General features: G+C 42.8%; 16 protein-coding genes. 4 read left to right on the top strand and 12 right to left on the bottom strand.

What is annotated here, in order from left to right; genetic code table 11:
- Positions 1 to 395: 395 nt before the first annotated feature.
- On the bottom strand, positions 396 to 2,246 hold the full coding sequence (typA, locus tag DK415_RS09125; protein ID WP_109433365.1) for a translational GTPase TypA: 1,851 nt from the start codon (positions 2,244 to 2,246) through the stop codon (positions 396 to 398).
- 304 nt (positions 2,247 to 2,550) lie between these two features.
- Here typA and glnA point away from each other — a divergent pair, with 304 nt between their 5' ends.
- Positions 2,551 to 3,960, top strand: coding sequence for a glutamate--ammonia ligase (gene glnA, locus DK415_RS09120; RefSeq protein ID WP_109433364.1), 1,410 nt, complete (start codon positions 2,551 to 2,553; stop codon positions 3,958 to 3,960).
- A gap of 97 nt (positions 3,961 to 4,057) precedes the next feature.
- On the opposite strand, the gene DK415_RS09115 is transcribed toward glnA, so the two are convergent.
- The 4 genes from DK415_RS09115 to DK415_RS09100 form a co-directional block, all read right to left on the bottom strand.
- Complete coding sequence (locus DK415_RS09115; protein ID WP_109433363.1) at positions 4,058 to 4,783, bottom strand: TerC family protein; 726 nt, start codon at positions 4,781 to 4,783, stop codon at positions 4,058 to 4,060.
- Positions 4,784 to 4,847: 64 nt separating this feature from the next.
- Positions 4,848 to 5,516: a DNA mismatch repair endonuclease MutH gene (mutH, locus tag DK415_RS09110; protein ID WP_109433362.1), complete on the bottom strand. Its 669-nt coding sequence runs from the start codon at positions 5,514 to 5,516 to the stop codon at positions 4,848 to 4,850.
- Positions 5,513 to 6,052, bottom strand: a complete 540-nt coding sequence (locus DK415_RS09105) for a methylated-DNA--[protein]-cysteine S-methyltransferase (RefSeq protein WP_109433361.1) — start codon at positions 6,050 to 6,052, stop codon at positions 5,513 to 5,515. The genes mutH and DK415_RS09105 overlap by 4 nt, the downstream gene beginning before the upstream one ends.
- Positions 6,053 to 6,122: 70 nt before the next feature.
- Entirely contained in the window at positions 6,123 to 7,520 is a 1,398-nt protein-coding gene (locus tag DK415_RS09100) for an outer membrane protein transport protein (RefSeq protein WP_109433360.1), read from the bottom strand.
- Positions 7,521 to 7,750: 230 nt separating this feature from the next.
- Between DK415_RS09100 and DK415_RS09095 the strand changes: the two genes are divergently transcribed.
- On the top strand, positions 7,751 to 8,041 hold the full coding sequence (locus tag DK415_RS09095) for a YfcZ/YiiS family protein (RefSeq protein WP_109433359.1): 291 nt from the start codon (positions 7,751 to 7,753) through the stop codon (positions 8,039 to 8,041).
- 64 nt (positions 8,042 to 8,105) lie between these two features.
- On the opposite strand, the gene murA is transcribed toward DK415_RS09095, so the two are convergent.
- From murA to mlaF, 7 genes are read right to left on the bottom strand one after another with little or no spacing between them, the layout of a single operon-like run.
- A complete protein-coding gene (murA, locus tag DK415_RS09090) occupies positions 8,106 to 9,383 on the bottom strand; it encodes a UDP-N-acetylglucosamine 1-carboxyvinyltransferase (RefSeq protein ID WP_109433358.1) in 1,278 nt (425 codons plus the stop codon).
- 18 nt (positions 9,384 to 9,401) lie between these two features.
- A complete protein-coding gene (locus DK415_RS09085) occupies positions 9,402 to 9,659 on the bottom strand; it encodes a BolA family protein (RefSeq protein ID WP_048748960.1) in 258 nt (85 codons plus the stop codon).
- Positions 9,659 to 10,018: an STAS domain-containing protein gene (locus DK415_RS09080; protein WP_109433357.1), complete on the bottom strand. Its 360-nt coding sequence runs from the start codon at positions 10,016 to 10,018 to the stop codon at positions 9,659 to 9,661. The genes DK415_RS09085 and DK415_RS09080 overlap by 1 nt, the downstream gene beginning before the upstream one ends.
- 3 nt (positions 10,019 to 10,021) lie before the next feature.
- Positions 10,022 to 10,660, bottom strand: a complete 639-nt coding sequence (mlaC, locus tag DK415_RS09075; RefSeq protein WP_109433356.1) for a phospholipid-binding protein MlaC — start codon at positions 10,658 to 10,660, stop codon at positions 10,022 to 10,024.
- Positions 10,661 to 10,680: 20 nt separating this feature from the next.
- Complete coding sequence (gene mlaD, locus DK415_RS09070) at positions 10,681 to 11,187, bottom strand: outer membrane lipid asymmetry maintenance protein MlaD (RefSeq protein WP_109433355.1); 507 nt, start codon at positions 11,185 to 11,187, stop codon at positions 10,681 to 10,683.
- A 22-nt stretch (positions 11,188 to 11,209) separates the two neighbouring features.
- Positions 11,210 to 11,995, bottom strand: a complete 786-nt coding sequence (gene mlaE / locus DK415_RS09065; RefSeq protein WP_006717260.1) for a lipid asymmetry maintenance ABC transporter permease subunit MlaE — start codon at positions 11,993 to 11,995, stop codon at positions 11,210 to 11,212.
- Entirely contained in the window at positions 11,989 to 12,786 is a 798-nt protein-coding gene (mlaF, locus tag DK415_RS09060; RefSeq protein ID WP_109433354.1) for a phospholipid ABC transporter ATP-binding protein MlaF, read from the bottom strand. Before mlaF ends, mlaE begins: the two co-directional genes overlap by 7 nt.
- A gap of 242 nt (positions 12,787 to 13,028) precedes the next feature.
- Between mlaF and lptC the strand changes: the two genes are divergently transcribed.
- Together lptC and lptA are read left to right on the top strand one after the other, a co-directional pair.
- Positions 13,029 to 13,619, top strand: a complete 591-nt coding sequence (gene lptC / locus DK415_RS09055; protein ID WP_109433353.1) for an LPS export ABC transporter periplasmic protein LptC — start codon at positions 13,029 to 13,031, stop codon at positions 13,617 to 13,619.
- Positions 13,600 to 14,118 (top strand): lipopolysaccharide transport periplasmic protein LptA, encoded by a 519-nt coding sequence (gene lptA, locus DK415_RS09050; RefSeq protein ID WP_109128521.1) that lies wholly within the window; start codon positions 13,600 to 13,602, stop codon positions 14,116 to 14,118. The genes lptC and lptA overlap by 20 nt, the downstream gene beginning before the upstream one ends.
- Position 14,119 lies beyond the last annotated feature (1 nt).

Here is a 14,119-nt window from a genome sequence, read left to right as displayed (position 1 = left end):
GTAAGTAGATTATAAATGATTTGGATTATAAGGCGACAATTATTTGTATCGTTTGACAGAAATTTGTATTTTTAACATGAAGTACGATGAAATGCTGTTAGCTGCGTAGATTGCAATAGCCTTACCGATATTTCATCAAATTTAAATAGAAAGGGATAATTAGCTTACCGAAATCACGGTCGAGCGAATTTCTCACGTCTAAATCAACGGAAAATGAAGAATTTGCGTGAAAAATCGCGTAGAATTTCAGGAAAAATAAATGCCTTTCGCAAGATCATCTCGGAAAGGCACTTAATTTGGAATGCGGTTTTAGTCAATTTTCGGTCTTTGTGCAACTGCTACATAATACCGCAAAACTTTTGAAAAACGCACCGCACTTTTATATTTTAGATGAATTAATGTGTGCTCGTACTGGTTGTTGTTCTATTTGCACGTTTACGATCCGTTTCCGTTAATAATTTTTTACGGATGCGGATAGATTGCGGGGTAATTTCCACCAATTCGTCATCATCAATAAATTCAATGGCTTGTTCAAGGCTGAATTTAATTGGTGTGGTTAACGCAATGGCGTCATCCTTACCGGAAGCGCGCATATTGGTGAGTTTTTTCCCTTGTAAGCAGTTCACAGTTAAGTCGTTAGAACGGCTGTGAATACCGATGATTTGACCTTCGTACACTTCGGCGCCGTGATCGATCATCAGTTTGCCGCGCTCTTGCAAGCCCCATAACGCGTAAGCCAAGGCTTTACCTGTCGCATTGGAAATCAATACACCATTTTTACGCTGACCGATTTCGCCCGGTTTCACATCATCGTAATGACTGAAACTAGAGTAGAGCAATCCGGTACCGGAAGTCATGGTCATGAATTCATTACGGAAACCGATTAAGCCACGGCTTGGGATCACATATTCTAAACGTGTACGTCCTTTACCATCCGGCACCATGTCTTTTACTTCACCTTTGCGGATACCAAGAGCTTCCATTACCGCGCCTTGGTGTTGCTCTTCAATGTCGATGGTGACTTGTTCAAACGGTTCTTGTTTGTGTCCATCCACTTCTTTAAAGATGACTTTGGGGCGGGAGACGGCTAATTCGTAGCCTTCGCGACGCATATTTTCGATTAACACGGATAAATGCAATTCACCACGACCGGAAACACGGAATTCATCTGGGTTTGGGGTTTCTTCTACGCGCAATGCTACGTTATGCACAAGCTCTTTGTTTAAGCGCTCTAAAATCTGACGAGATGTCACGTATTTCCCTTCTTTACCGCAGAACGGTGAGGTGTTAACGCAGAAGAACATGGTGACGGTTGGTTCATCAACGCTTAATGCTGGTAAGGCTTCTACGTTGTTGATGTCGCAAATGGTATCGGAAATGTTGAGCTCGCCAAGGCCGGTAATCGCCACGATGTCGCCTGCGCTGGCAATGTCTTCTTCGTAGCGTTGTAATCCAAGGTGTCCCAATACCTGACCGATTTTACCGTTGCGGGCTTTACCGAAACTGTCGATGATAGTCACGCTTTGGTTTGGTTTTACCGTACCACGTTTAATACGACCAACACCGATAACACCCACATAGCTGTTGTAGTCTAATTGGGAAATTTGCATTTGGAATGGGGCGTTAAGTTCCACTTTTGGTGGTTCAACGTATTTGACGATGGCTTCAAATAGCGGTGTCATGTCAGCAGCTAAATCGTCGTGTTCCAAACCGGCAACGCCGTTTAAGGCGGAGGCATAAATAATCGGGAAGTCTAACTGTTCGTCAGTGGCACCAAGGTTCACGAATAAATCGAACACTTGATCGACCACCCAGTCAGGGCGTGCGCCCGGACGGTCAACTTTGTTGATGACCACGATCGGTTTTAAGCCATGGGCAAACGCTTTTTGTGTTACGAAACGGGTTTGTGGCATTGGGCCGTCAAAGGCATCTACCACTAATAATACGCAGTCCACCATGGATAATACGCGTTCTACTTCGCCGCCGAAGTCCGCGTGTCCCGGGGTGTCCACAATGTTAATACGGTAGCCGTTCCAATTAATGGCGGTATTTTTTGCCAAAATGGTAATACCGCGTTCTTTTTCGATATCGTTAGAGTCCATGACGCGCTCATCCGCATCACCGCGGGTTGTATCGAAAGTACCGGATTGTTGTAATAATTTATCGACTAATGTGGTTTTGCCGTGGTCAACGTGGGCAATGATTGCGATATTACGCAGTTTGTTAATGTCTATTTGATCTGTCATTGAGAATTCTTAAGCCTAAGCTAATAATAAAAAATAGGTAATTTTCTAACCGCACTTTTAGTGCCAAAAATGCGAAAGGCGCAGATTATACAACTTTTTATGAGGGTCTGCTATGAATAAATGGGAGAAAATTTGAACAATAAAAAAGATGGTTTAATGAAAAATAAAAAAGGCGTTTGATGAAGAAAATTCAAGTGAATGAATCAAATACTTTTATGAAATCAGGCCAGAATATGCTATTTTTATACGCATTCTTTTTCCCCATTTTATCTTAATTAACCCACGTCTTAGAGGATTTACTAGTATGTCTAACGCGATTGACAATGTGTTTAAACTCATTGAAGAAAATGACATCAAATTTGTGTTACTTCGTTTTACCGATATTCAAGGCAAAGAACATGGTGTTTCTTTACCGGTGAGTTTGGTTGACGAGGATTTATTTGAAGACGGCAAAATGTTTGACGGTTCCTCTGTAGAGGGTTGGAAAGCGATTAATAAGGCGGATATGTTATTAATGCCGATTGCCGAAACTGCCGTTGTCGATCCTTTCGCGCAGATTCCAACGTTGTCTCTCCGTTGCAGTATTGCGGAACCGACGACAATGCAAAGCTATGATCGTGATCCACGTTCAATCGCACTTCGCGCAGAAAATTATATGCGTTCCACCGGTGTGGCAGATCAAGTGTTCTTCGGGCCGGAACCGGAATTTTTCCTTTTTGATGATGTGCGTTTTGATGTGTCAATGAACGGCAATTCTTATCAAGTGGATGATGTTGAAGCGGCGTGGAACACCAACAAGCGTTATGAAAACGGCAACAATGCCTATCGTCCGCTGAAAAAAGGCGGCTATTGTGCGGTGGCACCGATTGATACGGCACATGATATTCGTTCCGAGATGTGTTTATTAATGGAAGAAATGGGCTTGGTGGTTGAGGCGCACCACCACGAAGTAGCCACAGCCGGACAAAATGAAATTGCCACGAAGTTCAACACCTTAACCTTGAAAGCGGATGAAACCCAAATTTATAAATACATCGTGCATAACGTGGCAAAAGAATACGGCAAAACCGCCTGTTTCATGCCAAAACCGATTACCGGTGATAATGGTTCGGGCATGCATTGTAATATGTCCTTAAGTAAAGACGGCAAAAATATTTTCCAAGGGGATAAATATGCCGGGCTTTCAGAGACCGCACTTTATTACATCGGCGGAATTATCAAACATGCGAAAGCGTTAAACGCCTTCACCAACCCGAGTACTAACTCTTATAAACGTTTGGTACCGGGCTTTGAAGCGCCGGTGTTGTTGGCGTATTCCGCAAGCAACCGTTCGGCGTCCATTCGTATTCCTGCCGTGACCAGCCCGAAAGCCATTCGTGTGGAAGCACGTTTCCCGGATCCGTTGGCTAACCCGTATTTAGCGTTTGCGGCGTTATTAATGGCAGGCTTGGATGGCGTGCTGAATAAAATTCATCCGGGCGATGCGATGGACAAAAACCTCTATGATTTACCACCGGAAGAATTGAAAGATATTCCTTCTGTCGCCGGTTCTTTAGAAGAAGCGTTAAACGCCTTAGAAAACGATTTTGAATTTTTAACACAAGGCAATGTGTTTACTAAAGAATTTGTACAGGCGTTTATTAACATAAAACGCAAAGAAGTGACACGTTTAAATATGACACCGCATCCGGTGGAATTTGAAATGTATTACTAATAGATGGAAAAAGAAAAGGCGGTTTGATACCGCCTTTATTTTTGGTTGAAAAGTGCGGTCAGAAAAACGAATGGATTTTTGACCGCATTTAGATGTTTTAGAGTTTCATGCCTAAGTGTTTACGCATTTTTGTATTCAGTACTTCCACAAAGACAGAGAAGCCCATAGCGAAGTAAATATAGGCTTTCGATACATGAAAACCGAAACTTTCGATAATTAACGTAATACCGATAAGAATTAAAAAGGCGAGTGCTAAAATCTTGAATGTCGGGTGACTTTCTACAAAATCGCCAATCGGTTTCGCAGCGAACATCATCATGCCGACGGCAATAATAATTGCTGTGACCATAATTTCAATTTGATTCACCATGCCCACCGCAGTGATCACGGAATCCAGTGAGAACACGATATCAAGCAAGGCAATTTGAATTAACACACCGATAAAACTCACTTTTTTGCTGATTTCATGGTGTTCTTCTTCTGTATGTGGTGTCATCGCTTCACGAATTTCATTGGTACTTTTAACGATTAAGAACAAACCACCGAAAAACAGAATTAAATCTCGGCCGGAAACACCTTTACCAAAGAGCTCAAACAGAGGCTCTGTCAGGTGCATCATCCAAGAAAGGGTTAATAGGAGTAAAATTCGAGTGCCCATGGCAAGGCTTAAGCCGATAATACGTCCCGGTTGTCGTTGTTTGGGTGGCAACTTGGCAACGAGAATGCTGATTAAAATAATATTGTCGATACCCAACACAATTTCCAGAGCAGTGAGGGTAAATAAGGCGACTAACGCCTCAGGGCTTAATAGCCATTCAAACATAATGTTTCCTTAAAGTACAAATGGGTGCGCGATCATATAGCTTTGATGATGAAATGAAAAGAGGCTAAATGCTCTGCTGCACAAATTGTTGCAGAATTTCGTGGGTAAATTCTTTACGCAAGTAAAAACCAAGAGGAAGCGTATCAATAATTTCGCCATTTTTGCCGATGCCTTTGGTTAAGGACTTACTGTTAGCGCCTTTGGGGCGGAGTTGCAAGACCTCGCCTAAACGTGCATTAATTTTATCCAGTTGACCTAGCACGATGTAGTCCATGAGTTCTTCCCAATCTCGTTGCAGTTGGCGTTCTTGCTGTTCGCTAGGTTGCCAGAGAATCGGCGTACCGATGTGTCGTTCTGCCAAGGGAATAGAACGGCTTCCTTCTATGGGAATCCAAAGCACGCGGGATAACTTATGGCGCACATGGGAATTTTGCCAATTCACACCGCGATTTTGGGTCAGGGGGGCAAGGCTCACGAACGTGGTTTCCAAAGGATAGCCTTGCGCGTTAATGGGGAGCGTTTTTAACTCAATACCTAAATGGCGGAAGTCCTGTTCAGCTTTGCTGCCTGCTGTTGCCCCCAGTGCTGTTTCAAGCAGCATACCCACCCAGCCTTTATCATGTTTTAAATCCGGTGGCACGGGAATGTCAAGTTGTGTCGCTAACTCTCCAAAACTCAGTCCGGCAATGGCTTGCGCGCGGGAAAGAAGTTCTTCAGTCGTTTTTGGGATCATTGGTGATATTTCTTGAAAAAACGAGGTTTAACCGTTTCTTTGCCTTTATCAATATAAGGGATATTTTCCAGCTGGAGCAGAAAACGTTTAGCGACTAAACCGCCACCGAATCCGGTCAGTGTTCCGTCTTTGCCTAAAATGCGGTGGCAAGGAATGATAATACTGATCGGGTTGCTCCCAACTGCGCCACCCACCGCACGCACCGCATTGGGGTTCTCAATACGTTTGGCTAACTCGCCATAACTTGTGGTTTCGCCATGGCCGATTTGGCGTAGAGCCTGCCAAATGCGTTGCTGAAATCGTGTGCCTTGTGGTGCCAAAGGAATGTCATCAAAACGTTCCGGTTCTCCGTTAAAATACCGCTCAAGAGCGGAACACACCTGCGTAAACAGGGGTAAATCGTTGTTTTCCTGCCATTTGGGATTGGGCGCAAATTGTTCCTGTTCAAAATCCAAATGCGTCAAATACGTGCCATCAGATAGCATCAGTAATTTGCCGATGGGCGATAAGTAATAACGGTAAAAAAGTGCGGTCATATTTTTCTCTATTTCACAAAAATAAAAGCGTACCGAAGTACGCTTATATTATGCGGAATTTTTATGCCGATTAGAAACGGTAATTGAGGTTTAAACCGTAAAGGTTGGCTTTGGCTTTTGATTGATAGTCAGCTTCAACAACAACTAAACCATTAGCTAGACTTTGATTTTCTTTGAAGCTAATTCTTTTACCACGTAAATGCGCGAAACCAAGATCCACAGATAAATTAGGTGTGAATTTATAGGTCGCACCAATACTATACCAAGTGCGGTCGGTATCCGGAATGGAAGCAGAATGATGCTCTCCGGCTGCGCTTTCATCGTAAGCAATACCAGCACGTAAAGCTAATTGTTCTGTTAAATCATAAGTTGTACCCAAGGCAAAGCGTGAGTTATTACGATATCCCTCATCTTTGTGGAATGCTACTTGACCATTATTATAAGTCGCATGAAGGTCTTTCAAGCGGTTCCATTGGGTATACTTATAGCTATAATGAACCGAGAATTTATCGGTGAGTTGGTGGAAACCGGAAACTTCCCAATAGCTAGGTAGATGTAGTGTCAAGCCACCTTCGCCTACATATGCTGCAGTACCACGAGGTGCATAACTTAATGCCGTATTGTCTTTGAAATCAATATCAACTTTTGAATGATAGGCTACACCGATGCGGTTTCTATCATTAAATTCGTACAGTAGACCTGCATTCCAACCGAATGCCCAAGCGTTACCTTGCAAGCGGGTTAACGCGGTGCTTTTCTCAATTTGAGCACCTAAACCACCTAAACGTTGCATTAATCCTGTTGCTTGAATACGGGCAGTCGCAGCGCGTGCAGCAATTTGCTGTTGCAATGCAGGGGTTGTTCTTATGTTATCAATTGCTGTATCTAAAATACCCGCGGTACGTTCAACTTTTGCTTTGGCATAAATGGCATTTAATCCTAAACCCGCACTTAAACCTTCAGAAATTCGATAGGAACCGCTAAAGTTTAAATTAATTGCTGTTAAGTCAGTTGTACCACCGAATAGGCCTGCATCGTAATTACCGTCATATTCACTTTTTAAACCGAAGTTAACGTTCATACCGGTACCGATTGCAAATTTATCGTTAATTGGTGCGACAAAATACATGTTAGGGACGAGTGAGCCAGGTACGACGCTGTTTTGAGTTGCTGAACCTTTAGCAACTTCAACACCAAGGACTTTAGCTGTTACCGGACCATACATGTGAATGCGTGAGTCTACATAAACACCACCGGCAGAAAATTCTTTTTGTTTGAAGAGGCTCATTAATGCCGGGTTGGTGGCGACCACAGAGGCGTTATCTGCCATTGCCGCTTCACCTGCATAAGCACGGCCTAAACCGGAGGTGGAAACCTCCGCTAATTGGAATGCGGCAGCGGATGCACCGGTTGCGGCACCAAGAAGAAGTGTAGAGAGGAGTGTTTTTGTCAATTTGCTCGTTGTCATTTTGTTACCTTTTTCTGCGCCTGCCCGAAGGTGACGTCTGGTCAAAGTTTATTGATTGTTATTTAAAAGTTGGCCATTCTAAGAAAGGCAGGGAGGCGGAGCAACGTTCTTTTCGGTTTTTGTAAAGTGTTCAGACCAGTCGGATGGGAAAAGTGCGGTCAAATTTTGTATTGTATTTTAATAATGCTAAAATAATTGAAAGTTTCAACTGATTTTATAAAGGAGAGAATATGAGTTCGTTAAAATGCCAAGCTGAAGAAGCTAAAGTGTGTTGTTGTGTTGATGTTGGTACCGTCATTGATGGTTCCGATTGCGCCATTGATTTTGAACAGGTTTATGCAACGGAAGCTCAGGCAAAAGAAGCATTAGTGTATTTAACTGAAAAAGCGAGAGCGGCAGAAAGCGAACCGTGCAATATTAACAGTGAAATAAGTGCGGTGGAAAATGGCTTTAAATTGAAAGCAACATTTGAATTTAGTTGCCAAGCAGAATCGATGATTTTCCAACTTTCTACGCGTTAATCTATCGTATAAAAATAAAAAGGCTTAAGTTCACAAACTTAAGCCTTTTTACTTGGGGTCTTAATTACGCTTCTTCGCTTTCTTCTGAGAAACGCTCAATTCTCGCTCCTAAGCCACGCAATTTTTCCTCAATACGTTCATAGCCACGATCGATGTGATAGATACGATCGACGATAGTTTCACCTGTGGCGATACAGCCGGCAAGGACAAGACTAATGGATGCACGTAAATCGGTTGCCATGACTTCAGCGCCGGACAAGTGAGCAACACCGTGACAAATCGCCGTATTGCCTTCAATTTCTGCTTTTCCTCCCATACGAATCAATTCAGGGATGTGCATGAAACGATTTTCAAAAATAGTTTCGGTGATGATGCTCGTGCCGTTTGCCACCATGTTCAATAAGGTGAACTGCGCTTGCATATCTGTTGGAAAACCAGGATAGGGTGCAGTGCGAATATTGACCGCTTTTGGACGATTACCAAGCATATCTAGGGTGATTGTATCTTCTGTGACATCAATTTGGGCACCGGCTTCACGTAATTTATCGATTACAGCATCTAAGGTGTTGGCTTTGGTGTTTTTACAAACGACACGTCCACCGGAAATTGCTGCAGCGACTAAGAATGTTCCGGTTTCAATACGATCCGGCACAACGCTGTGCTCACAGCCGGTTAAGCGATCTACACCTTCGATAGTAATAGCGTCAGAACCAGCCCCACTGATTTTAGCACCCATCTTATTTAGGAATTCTGCCGTATCGGCAATTTCAGGTTCACGGGCCGCGTTTTCAATGACGGTTGTTCCTTTAGCTAAGGTTGCGGCAATCATAATGGAAAGGGTAGCACCAACGCTGATTTTTTCCATCACGATACGAGTCCCGATTAAACGGCTATCGACATAGGCTTTTACATAGCCGTCTTCAAGGACAATTTTTGCGCCAAGGCGTTCCAAGCCACTGATGTGCAAATCTACCGGACGAGCCCCAATGGAACAGCCTCCCGGTAAAGAAACTTGGCCTTGATTGAAACGTGCAACTAATGGTGCTAACGCCCAAATTGAGGCGCGCATGGTTTTTACCAATTCGTATGGCGCGATGAAATGATTGATTTTGGATGCATCTAAATGCACGACACCTTGTGCGTTACGCTCAACCTCTACACCTAATTGGCGTAATATTTTTAGTGTTGTTTCAATGTCTTTAAGATCCGGTACGTTGGTTAACGTCACAGGCTCGGTAGCCAGAATTGCAGCAAAAAGAATAGGTAATGCAGCATTTTTAGCACCAGAAATATCAACGGTGCCTTTCAAACATGATTGTCCATAAACACGAAATTTTTGCATGAGAATATCCTGTGGAAATTAAGCCGGTTGATTAAGTAAGCGTTCACGTTTCCATTTTTCAACAGTATAAGTGCGGATAGAAAGCGCGTGAATTTCATTGCTGGAAATGTGATTTAGAAGTGGTGCGTAAATCATTTGTTGTTGTTTGACTTTGGAGAGCCCTTCAAATTGATCGCTGACTGCGATGACACCATAATGTGCGTTTTCACCTTGCACATAGACTTCGTCAAGATTAAGCGCTTCTTTTAAAATTCTTTCGATTTCTTGAGTTTCCATTAAATATTTCCATCTTGTGGGATAAATTGAGTAAGCCAATCGGATAGGCCGAAAAGATCTGCCAATGTCAGTAATTCCGAAGGTGGGCACTGTAAAACTTGTACATGACCTTTAAGCAATCGGGTTTGGTTGTGTTGTAAAAAGTCACACAATAAAGCAAAACCGGCAGAATCTATGCGAGTAACCTGGCTTAAGTCCCAATAGATGTCTTGCTCTGCCGATGGTTTTCCCAATAAAAAAGAAGCACGTTGCTGCCATAATGGCAACAACGTGTTACGAGATACCTCTCCTGATAATTGGAGCGTCATTCTATCATTATTTACTTGTGATGCCCAACGTAAACTTTGTGTCTGTTGCATGGCTTATTTGCTCAGTGTAATTGGCGTATCAGCAGCTTTTTGTAGTTGCGCGCTGAGGGCATCCAATCCTTGTTTGCGAATGATCGGGCTCCATTCTTGTTGCTTAGTATTGACCATGCTCGCACCACCTGCGGTCATGTCATATACCTGCCATTGTCCTGTTTTACTATTTTTATACCAATAGAAATCAACATTTAACGGTGGTTGATTATTCGGCTGTGCTACTTTGACATTCACAATCGCAAGGCTACCGGATTCTTCTTTCATTTTGCCGATTTGAATACTTTGATCGCTATACAGGGTTAATACTTGGGCATAAACCTGTTCAATGTATTTGTCTAATACTGCGAAATAACGATCTCGTTGTTCTTGCGTAACGGTTTGATAGTTTTGGCCCAAAATTTTAGATCCGGCATATTTCACATGAACGTAAGGCATTAAATCTTGACGCACGATAGTTTTTAAATAATTCGGATCTTGTTTAATTTTGTGTTGATTGCTTTTGATGTCATTAAACAACTTATTGGATACTTTCTGCGTTAAATCATAGGGCGTATCTTCCGCCAAAGCTTGTTGTACAGCAAAAAGTGCGGTGAAAATGACTAACGTTTTTGCTAACCAGTATTTTACATTTTTCAACATTGAGAGTTTCTCCTGTCACGTTATTTATTCGTCGCTTCCGAGGTTTCGGCTGCTTCTTTTTTCTCTTTATCGCCATATAAGAATTGACCAATCAAATCTTCTAATACCATGGCAGACTTCGTATCGACAATTTTATCGCCGTCTTTCAACATTGCAATTTCGCCATCATCAAAGCCAATGCTGAGGGCAATATATTGCTCACCCAATAAGCCGGCTGTTTTAATGGATAACGAGCTGGTTTCTGGGATCTTATTGTATTCTTGGTTAATAGCAATGGTCACTTTGGGCAAATAGCTTTGCGGATCCAATTCAATTTCGGAGACACGCCCCACAACAACACCACCTACTTTAAGTGGGGCGCGGACTTTAAGACCACCGATATTATCAAAAGTCGCATACACGCGATACGATTTGGTTTCGCTAAACCCTTGTACATTGGCCACTTTTAAGCCTAAAAAAATCAGTGAACCGATACCAAGCAGTAAAAATAAACCCACCCAAAATTCATATTTAATAGTTTGTCGCATAAGATTTCCTTACAAACAGAGATTAATTTGCGCCGAACATAATGGCGGTCAGTACAAAGTCTAAACCGAGGACGACTAATGAAGCATGCACTACCGTTCTGGTGGTGGCTTTGCTGATTCCTTCGGAGGTTGGAATACAATCGTAGCCGTTAAATAACGCAATCCAAACGACCGCAATGGCGAAAAATACACTTTTGATCGTGCCGTTTAAAATATCATGGCTCCAAGTTACCGAGCTTTGCATCACGGACCAAAAACTGCCGGCATCCACGCCTTTCCAATCAACACCGACTAAAGAACCACCCCAAATACCGATGGCAATAAAGATGATGGACAAAATCGGCATGGCAATAATCCCCGCCCAAAAACGTGGGGCAATGACACGACGTAATGGATCAACTGCCATCATTTCCAAGCTAGATAATTGTTCCGTGGCTTTCATTAAACCAATTTCGGCGGTTAATGCTGAGCCTGCGCGTCCGGCGAATAAAAGTGCGGTCACAACCGGGCCTAATTCTCGAAGCAGGGATAAGGCGACCAATTGCCCTAAACTGGTTTCCGCGGAGAAATCCACTAATACCACATACCCTTGTAAACCAAGCACCATACCGATAAATAAACCGGAAAGCATGATGATTAATAAAGACTGTACGCCAAGCACATGTAATTGTTTAATAAACAAAGGAAAATGCTTGCGAACTTGTGGTTTGCCAATTAATGCGCCGAACAGTAAAAAACCGGCACGTCCAAGTGCTCGTCCAAAATTAATGGCGTGACGGCCAAACGTTGAAATCAAATTTTCTAACATTTGAACAGCTCCTCAAGGTAATTCGGTGCCGGATAATGAAAATGCACCGGGCCATCAGCATGTCCTTGCAAGAATTGGGTAACTTGCGGATCTTTGCTTGCCAGTAATTGGGCAGATGTTCCTTCGGCAATCACATGTTTATCCGCAATGATGTAGGCATAATCCGCAATGCTCAAAAGCTCCTGCACATCATGAGAAACCACGATAGACGTGAGATTTAAGGCCTCGTTCAAGCGTTTGATTAAACTAATAATGACGCCCATGCTAATTGGGTCTTGTCCGGTAAACGGTTCATCAAACATGATTAAATCCGGATCTAATGCAATCGCGCGGGCAAGTGCGGCTCGGCGAGCCATCCCTCCGGAAAGTTCGGACGGCATTAAATCGGCTGCACCGCGTAATCCCACCGCTTCTAATTTCATTAATACTATTTGACGAATTAATGAGGGCGGCAGATTCGTGTGTTCACGAATGGCAAAGGCCACATTATCGAAGGTGGAAATATCTGTGAATAACGCACCGGATTGGAATAGCATGCCCATGCGTTTACGCACTTCATAAAGTTCGCTGTTAGACAGTTTGCAAATATCTTGCCCGTCAAACAGGATTTCCCCTTCATCAGGGATGAGCTGTCCACCAATCAGTTTTAATAACGTGGTTTTACCAATGCCGGAAGGGCCCATAATGGCTGTGATTTTACCGCGTGGTACACGTAAATTGAGATCGCGATAAATCACACGTTCGCCACGTTTAAACGTCAGGTGTTTAACTTCAATTAAAGCGTCGTTCATAAAACCTTAATTATGAGAAGGCTTGAGCGCCTTGAGTGAATAAAAATGAGTTGCGATAGTCTATGAAATCCACGTGAATGTCAAATAGAATTACGTAGCATTCATGCCCCGCCTTGGACTCCGTTTTAGCAAAAATGTTCCCATTAAAACGTGCTGAAATCCGACCGCACTTTTAGATTTTTTCAATAAAGTTGTGCTATTATTGCACCTTATTATTAATTGTTATGGCTTAAAATAGAGTTATGAATATTCGCTGGAATATTGTGTTGGCGGCAGTCGCATTGGGATTATTAGCTTGGTTTTATAGCTTGAATCAAGAAGATGACGGGCTGAATTCGCTTGTTAAGACGGCAGACGCGCCGGAATATGTCGGGCAGAAAATGAACACGGTGGTGTATGCACCGACCGGCAAAAAACAGTATTTGGCCTCATCCGACAAAGTAGAGTATTACACCTCGGATGGGCATACGAATTTTATAAATCCGACGGTGCATTTATTGGAGCTCGAAATTCAGCGTGCTGGTACGGATAATGCTGGCACGGAAAGTTGGGAGTTAAGTGCGAATAAGGCCACCTTAACGAAGAACAACATGTTGTATTTAGAGGGCAATGTCGTGGCGAAAAGTCTTTCTGCACAATCCCGTTTGCAACGTATTGAAACTGAGAGTGCGGTAGTGAATCTAACCACGCAAGACATTACTTCCGATAAAATGGTGAAATTAAACGGACAGGATTTTAGTTCGACAGGTTTAAAATTGACAGGCAACTTACAACAACAAGTGGCCACTTTAAAAGAACAGGTAAAAACACATTATGAAATTAATAAGCAGTAAAATTGTGCTTGCTTCTACATTGGTTTTTATGTCTTTTTCCGCCTTGGCGTTAAAAGAAGATACCAATCAACCGATTAATATCGTGTCCGATAATCAATCTTTGGACATGAATAATCGTGTCGTTACTTTCACGGATAACGTGGTGATTACACAGGGTTCCATTATCGTCAAAGCGAGCAAAGTGGTTATTACCCGTCCGGAAGAGAATTCTAAACAAAAAGATAAAGTGGAAGCGTTTGGCAACCCGGTGACTTTTCATCAAATTATGGATGACGGCAAACCGGTTGATGGCAAAGCGAATAAAGTGGTTTATGACCTCGGCACTGAATTTTTAACGTTGAGCGGTGATGCGGAATTAAAACAATTAGATAGCAAAATTAACGGTAGTGTTATTACCTATGATGTAGCCAAACAGCAGCTGAAAGCGAATGCCAATTCCGGTGCGCGCGTAAAAACTGTATTAATTCCCACCCAATTAAATCGTGCCAGTGGCAAATAGG

Origin of the sequence: Aggregatibacter segnis (genome assembly GCF_003130075.1) — a bacterium.
Lineage (GTDB): Bacteria > Pseudomonadota > Gammaproteobacteria > Enterobacterales > Pasteurellaceae > Aggregatibacter > Aggregatibacter segnis_A.
This window is presented reverse-complemented; position numbering and strand designations above follow the sequence as displayed.

Excerpts from the sequence above, each read along its gene's own strand:
- typA (WP_109433365.1), bottom strand. The coding sequence starts at position 2,246 with ATGACAGATCAAATAGACATTAACAAACTGCGTAATATCGCAATCATT.
- glnA (WP_109433364.1), top strand. The coding sequence starts at position 2,551 with ATGTCTAACGCGATTGACAATGTGTTTAAACTCATTGAAGAAAATGAC.
- DK415_RS09115 (WP_109433363.1), bottom strand. The coding sequence starts at position 4,783 with ATGTTTGAATGGCTATTAAGCCCTGAGGCGTTAGTCGCCTTATTTACC.
- mutH (WP_109433362.1), bottom strand. The coding sequence starts at position 5,516 with ATGATCCCAAAAACGACTGAAGAACTTCTTTCCCGCGCGCAAGCCATT.
- DK415_RS09105 (WP_109433361.1), bottom strand. The coding sequence starts at position 6,052 with ATGACCGCACTTTTTTACCGTTATTACTTATCGCCCATCGGCAAATTA.
- DK415_RS09100 (WP_109433360.1), bottom strand. The coding sequence starts at position 7,520 with ATGACAACGAGCAAATTGACAAAAACACTCCTCTCTACACTTCTTCTT.
- DK415_RS09095 (WP_109433359.1), top strand. The coding sequence starts at position 7,751 with ATGAGTTCGTTAAAATGCCAAGCTGAAGAAGCTAAAGTGTGTTGTTGT.
- murA (WP_109433358.1), bottom strand. The coding sequence starts at position 9,383 with ATGCAAAAATTTCGTGTTTATGGACAATCATGTTTGAAAGGCACCGTT.
- DK415_RS09085 (WP_048748960.1), bottom strand. The coding sequence starts at position 9,659 with ATGGAAACTCAAGAAATCGAAAGAATTTTAAAAGAAGCGCTTAATCTT.
- DK415_RS09080 (WP_109433357.1), bottom strand. The coding sequence starts at position 10,018 with ATGCAACAGACACAAAGTTTACGTTGGGCATCACAAGTAAATAATGAT.
- mlaC (WP_109433356.1), bottom strand. The coding sequence starts at position 10,660 with ATGTTGAAAAATGTAAAATACTGGTTAGCAAAAACGTTAGTCATTTTC.
- mlaD (WP_109433355.1), bottom strand. The coding sequence starts at position 11,187 with ATGCGACAAACTATTAAATATGAATTTTGGGTGGGTTTATTTTTACTG.
- mlaE (WP_006717260.1), bottom strand. The coding sequence starts at position 11,995 with ATGTTAGAAAATTTGATTTCAACGTTTGGCCGTCACGCCATTAATTTT.
- mlaF (WP_109433354.1), bottom strand. The coding sequence starts at position 12,786 with ATGAACGACGCTTTAATTGAAGTTAAACACCTGACGTTTAAACGTGGC.
- lptC (WP_109433353.1), top strand. The coding sequence starts at position 13,029 with ATGAATATTCGCTGGAATATTGTGTTGGCGGCAGTCGCATTGGGATTA.
- lptA (WP_109128521.1), top strand. The coding sequence starts at position 13,600 with ATGAAATTAATAAGCAGTAAAATTGTGCTTGCTTCTACATTGGTTTTT.